Raw genomic sequence first — 4,957 nt, forward strand, 5'->3', positions numbered from 1 at the left:
AAAATAGGCCCCAAAGATATGGGGCATCGTTTTCGTGATCCGGGCTGAATCCAGAGAGCCGACATGTCCGTCTGCCGTGGCCACCATGTTCAACAGGATGTTATGGATATGGGCCTGCGGATCACCGGGCACTGGAATTTCGACCGACGCCGTCGGGCCTGACACACCATCCTGAATCTGCATGGCGGGACGGGCCGCATAGTGTCGGAAGGACACCCAACCAACCTCCCCCTGCTCGTCGACCTGCACGCCATTCACCATCCGTCGCGCCCAGCCCAGTTCCGCCGCTATCAGCATGAGGGCGCGATCATTCGCCGTATGGATGGCGTGCCAGATCAGCGCCTGCTCAGCCTTGGTGGACGCAAACTCGGCGGCGAGCGTGACTGACTTGTCGGGCGAAGCCGTAAAATCAAACCCGGAGATGGTGCGCTTGCGACCGCCTGCCTTCCGACCCGCCTGTTTGGTTGTCTTCTCCCCCTCAATGTCATGCCACTCCTCGCCGGTATCGGCACGCTTGGCCTCGAACAGATTGCACAGGGCTTCATCCGTGGGCGGAGCCGTCAGATCAATGCCGAGTGCGCGGGCCGCGAGCGGGCCGATGCCAGGCCCCCAGTCGCCCCGCCCTTCCCGGCCAGTATAGTAGTTGTTGAGACGTCCGCCCTTTTCTTGGCCGCCGTCCGGCGACACTTCAGCCCCAGGCGCGGCATCCATCTGATGCTCGCGCAAATAGGCCATGATCAGCTTCCCTGCTCCATCGGCGGAAAGCTTGCGAAATGTCATCATGCCAGGGCCTCTATTTTGGAGACCAGTACCTGAACCACAGACTGCATCTCAACCGTAGCCTGCGTCTGGACCGCAATGCTCTCCGCCAGAGCTTCCAATGCTTTGGCAATCCGGTTACCCCCGTCATCCTCCGGGGGCGTCAGTAGTCCGATAATCGTGGTAATACCTTTTGTCGTCTGCTCCGCCTGCGTCTGCAAAAGCATCAGTATCCTGGTATGTGCTTGCAATGTATCGCGCAGCTGCGCCGTCTCGGACATCAGTCTTCTCTCCGTTGTGAAACGGCGAGAAGACTCGCATAGATGGTTGTGACGCCTGTTCGCGCGACCCGACCGACGCGTCCTACTGCCCGGGCGGGCAACCCTCGCGTAATGTCGACGACAATACCTCCACGACCTGCGCGACCGCCTTCCGCTGCGCCGCCGGCAGAGCGCCAATCCGCTGGGCGTCTAAGGCTTCAATTGTCGCGATCTTCGCCGTGCGTACCATGGACGGAGCCGGAAGACCTGCCGCCCTGAAATCGTCGATGTCAATATCGAGCGCCCATCGCCTGTGAGCGGACGACGTGACCATCAGCACCCAAAGCAGATCGGGTGCGCCAGCAGACTGCACAACCCGCACGACAAGAGCCGGGCGATGCTGACGGACGGGACGAGTTGTATAGGGGAACGGAACCTTGATCAGGTCCCAGACCTCAAAGCCCGGCATAGGCCTGTTGGTCTGCGACGGAATTCCACTCGCCGAATGTCGCGAAGGGATCATCCTGCTCCGCTGTTGCCAATACCCGGGTCAGGATGACCTGCCCGTTCTCCACGATATAGCCTATCTCGTCACCAGGCTGCAGGCCCAGTGTCGCACGAACAGCCTGCGGAATGGTCGTCTGGGACTTACTGGTGAGGCGGCTTCTGATCATGTTCCCAAGGTAAGGAATTTCCTTGCCATCCGCAAGTATTCTGTCGCCAGCGCCATATCCACACCCCCGGCATACCCCCATCAGGATGCAACTGGCAGAGGCCAGCAACACGCCATCAACCCGATCAGCGACTGCTCTTTAACCGAAGGGCTGACGCGCCGCAGGCGCGGCAAACGGAACGTTTGCATTTGTATATGGAGAAATCTTTTTGTTGATGTTGAAGTGAAGTAGTTCCGATGTAAAGCGCGAGCAAAGCTGATGTTTTCTTGAGGTGGAAGTGAGGGCGTGTTATAGGGTGCTGGCGCGGTCACAGACGAGCGTAGAGGACAGGGGACGGGTAAAATGTCGGCAGCAAGCATCGGGATAGAGGGGGCACTGGAGGCGCTTGACGGCGCTGCTGGCGTCGCATCTGTACGGGCATGGATGGAGCGCCATCGCGAGGCGTTGCTGGCACATCAGGACGGTCGCCGGATCAACTGGCGGGCATTATGCGACTGGTTCGCCTCGGTCGGGCTGCTGAACGGCAAAGGCCAGACGCCCACGATCCGCTGTGCCCAGCTGACGTGGTACCGGGTCGGAAAATGGCTTGAGCGACGGAACGAGCGTGCTGCGGAACGGGCCGCCGAAGCCCTGCGCCTCGAAGCGGAACGCGAGAGCGAAAAGGCGGCCATTCAGGCGGGAATTCGCCAGCGGCGCGAGGCGGAAGCCGCCGAGCAGGCCGCCCTGCACGACAGGATGGAAAAGACAGAAAGGGCCGCGGCATGGCGGCGCGAGGAAGCCGCCCGCGTGGCGGAACACAACCAGCGCGTTAAGGCAGAAGCCGAAGCACGAAAGGCGCGAGCGGCCACTGTTGCCAATCCGCAGTCAACAGCAGGACACAATGCTGCCGCGCTGACTGGCGACACGCCACTCGTCACCCTTGACCTACCCAAGATCGCAGGGGTGTCGTATCGCGCCTATAAGCCATTCGACCCTACCCTGCCACCAGTTCGAGAAGGCGAAATCAACCCCCTGAGTGGGAACGCATGGGAGTTTGGCGACGATCTTCCGGGCTATCCCAGCAAACGGGGCTATGAGTTCGAAGGGGAGTGGCTGAAAGACGTAGGGCGGCTAATAAATGCGCGACACGAGACAACAAGCTCCATGAGCGAAGGAGAAAAGTTCGTCTATCGTGCAGCTCGGGGTAGTGGGAAACTCTAACGTCTAGGTCACTGCACAGCGTCACAACGGAATGAGCAACAATAGTGAAAGACGGGCATGGTGCCCGCCTTTCACTAGAAGGTCTCATTTTATGGCTGACACCAATAAATTGCCTACAGTTCCCACTCACAGCCCCCGCGCCCTGTGGCGTATAGGACGCGGGCGCAGCGGTGGCAGTTTAGGTTGCGCCGTCATCGCACAACATGCCATCGGGGTGGGGCACAAGGTCCTTGTCGCTGACGGCGACATTAACAACCCGATGTTGTCGCGTCTTTACCCACCAGAGGGAGCACATGGCGTTGGCCGCCCAAAAAACGCGACACTTGAAACCTGCAAGGTCTGGCTAGCCGATACATTAGCGCTGGCGCTAAAGCAGAATGCCTCGGTGGTAATCGACATGGGCGGCGGGGACAGAATTAGCGAGGAACTTGCGGCAGAATCTGATCTTGGGCACTTTCTTGCCGCATCAAACCTGACCCCGACCTATGCCTATTTCACCGGGCCGGAACGGGATGATTTCGAGCATATGCATCGGATTTGGGCTGGCGGCGCATTTCAGGGCGGAACAAGCCTGCTCTTCCTGAATGCGGGCCTGCAACGTAACACCAGCCGCACGGAAAACCCTTTTGCGTGGCTAAGGCAGGACCCCCGGATGACCGAAATGACCAAAGCCGGTGTAATCCCGATCGACATGCCTGCGCTTACATGCATGAAATATATTGAAGAGGAAGGGCTGAGTGTATTCGAGGCGATTGCCAATAAAACAGGGCAGTCGGGACGCCCCCTTAACCCTCTTTGGGTCCATATGGCTCAGAAATGGCTGAAGGACTTCACCACCAATCTGACCAAGGAAGGTGCTGACGAATGGATGCCATAAATCATCCCGTCAGCAGAACGCCGGAAGAGGAAGCGCGACAGCGCTTCCTTGCCAGCCTCCACGATGCGGGCATCGATCTGAATAGCCCGCTGGGGTTCCTGCTAGCCCGCTTGGGCGATGCGACAGCAGAAACCTGCCAGCGCCTGAACACGGCTGCCGCACGGATAGCAGCCGCCGAAAACACGGCACAGACCAGTCTGGCGCAGCTGCGCGCAGACCTGGCGAACGGACTGGAAGCTGTGCAGGCAATCCGCTCGGCAGGGGAACAGCGGATCAAGTTGGAGGAGGAACGGCTCAAACAGTACCAGCAGGTGACCATTGACAAGATGATCGCCTCAATCATGGGAGGGCTGAAAACGGAGCTGTATGACCGGCTGAAACAGCAGATGCCCCATCACGAACGAGAGTTCTACCGGGCGACATGCTGGAAAGCGATTTCACGTCTGGCCCTAGCCGGGGCACTGCTTTTCTGTGGGGGGCTGCTGGCACATTATGCGGTGGTGTCGCATACGCTGGAACGGGCGCGCTACTGTGAGGGCCATAGCTACGTTACGGAAAGCGGACAGGCTTGGTGTGATCTCACACCCTTGCGTATCCCGACCCAGAACCAGAACTAATTTTTTGTGTCCAAAATGGCGCGCGTTCGGCGCGCGCCATATCCACCAATTCAGAACGGAATTTCGTCCATCGGGCCAGCGCTGCCATAGGCAGGAGCAGCCTGCCCGCTCCCAGAGGCAGAGCCATAATGACCGTCCGCATCGCCTTCCGGGCGGCCATCAAGCAGAACCAGCTCGCCACGGAAGCGGTCAACGATCACTTCGGTCGTGTAGCGTTCCTGCCCGCTCTGGTCGGTCCATTTACGGGTCTGCAACGCGCCTTCAAGATAAACCTTGCGGCCTTTGCGCAGGAAGCGTTCGGCAACATCGGCCAGCCGGTCGTTAAAAATGACAACACGGTGCCATTCGGTCCGCTCGCGCTTTTCGCCAGAGGCGCGGTCGTTCCACGTGTCGCTGGTCGCGAGAGAGAAAGAAACAATCTTCTGACCGCTCTGCGCATGACGCACCTCGGGGTCTTTGCCCAGATTACCGACCAGAATGACCTTGTTAACGCTGCCTGACATTTGCCTGTTCCACTAAAAATATTGAGAAAAATATCACTGATCTGAGGGGCGATTTAAGCGGCTTTCA

The 4,957-nt window shown here is 59.1% G+C and carries 7 protein-coding genes and 1 pseudogene; 3 read left to right on the top strand and 5 right to left on the bottom strand.

Features of this window, described 5'->3' with window-relative positions; all coding sequences use genetic code 11:
* The 4 genes from mobF to GOB83_RS14410 all read right to left on the bottom strand — a co-directional run.
* A partial coding sequence (gene mobF / locus GOB83_RS14395) for a MobF family relaxase (RefSeq protein WP_165926594.1) occupies positions 1 to 783 on the bottom strand: 783 nt, incomplete at its 3' end.
* A complete protein-coding gene (locus GOB83_RS14400) occupies positions 780 to 1,040 on the bottom strand; it encodes a hypothetical protein (RefSeq protein ID WP_095350320.1) in 261 nt (86 codons plus the stop codon). The genes GOB83_RS14400 and mobF, both read right to left, overlap by 4 nt.
* An 82-nt stretch (positions 1,041 to 1,122) precedes the next feature.
* Positions 1,123 to 1,488: a type II toxin-antitoxin system PemK/MazF family toxin gene (locus tag GOB83_RS14405; RefSeq protein ID WP_165926595.1), complete on the bottom strand. Its 366-nt coding sequence runs from the start codon at positions 1,486 to 1,488 to the stop codon at positions 1,123 to 1,125.
* On the bottom strand, positions 1,475 to 1,804 hold the full coding sequence (locus GOB83_RS14410; protein WP_264802855.1) for a type II toxin-antitoxin system PrlF family antitoxin: 330 nt from the start codon (positions 1,802 to 1,804) through the stop codon (positions 1,475 to 1,477). The genes GOB83_RS14405 and GOB83_RS14410 overlap by 14 nt, the downstream gene beginning before the upstream one ends.
* A gap of 231 nt (positions 1,805 to 2,035) precedes the next feature.
* Here GOB83_RS14410 and GOB83_RS14415 point away from each other — a divergent pair, with 231 nt between their 5' ends.
* From GOB83_RS14415 to GOB83_RS14425, 3 genes are all read left to right on the top strand, one after another.
* The gene (locus GOB83_RS14415) at positions 2,036 to 2,893 is read left to right on the top strand and encodes a hypothetical protein (protein WP_165926596.1); all 858 of its coding nucleotides are present in this window, start codon (positions 2,036 to 2,038) and stop codon (positions 2,891 to 2,893) included.
* 91 nt (positions 2,894 to 2,984) lie between these two features.
* Entirely contained in the window at positions 2,985 to 3,770 is a 786-nt protein-coding gene (locus tag GOB83_RS14420) for a hypothetical protein (protein WP_143221937.1), read from the top strand.
* Entirely contained in the window at positions 3,758 to 4,387 is a 630-nt protein-coding gene (locus tag GOB83_RS14425) for a hypothetical protein (protein ID WP_165926597.1), read from the top strand. Before GOB83_RS14420 ends, GOB83_RS14425 begins: the two co-directional genes overlap by 13 nt.
* Positions 4,388 to 4,461: 74 nt before the next feature.
* On the opposite strand, the pseudogene ssb reads toward GOB83_RS14425, so the two are convergent.
* A pseudogene (gene ssb, locus GOB83_RS14430) lies at positions 4,462 to 4,890 on the bottom strand (single-stranded DNA-binding protein); the annotation flags it as partial.
* Between the last annotated feature and the right edge of the window lie 67 nt (positions 4,891 to 4,957).

The organism is Acetobacter fabarum (assembly GCF_011516925.1).
Lineage (GTDB): Bacteria > Pseudomonadota > Alphaproteobacteria > Acetobacterales > Acetobacteraceae > Acetobacter > Acetobacter fabarum.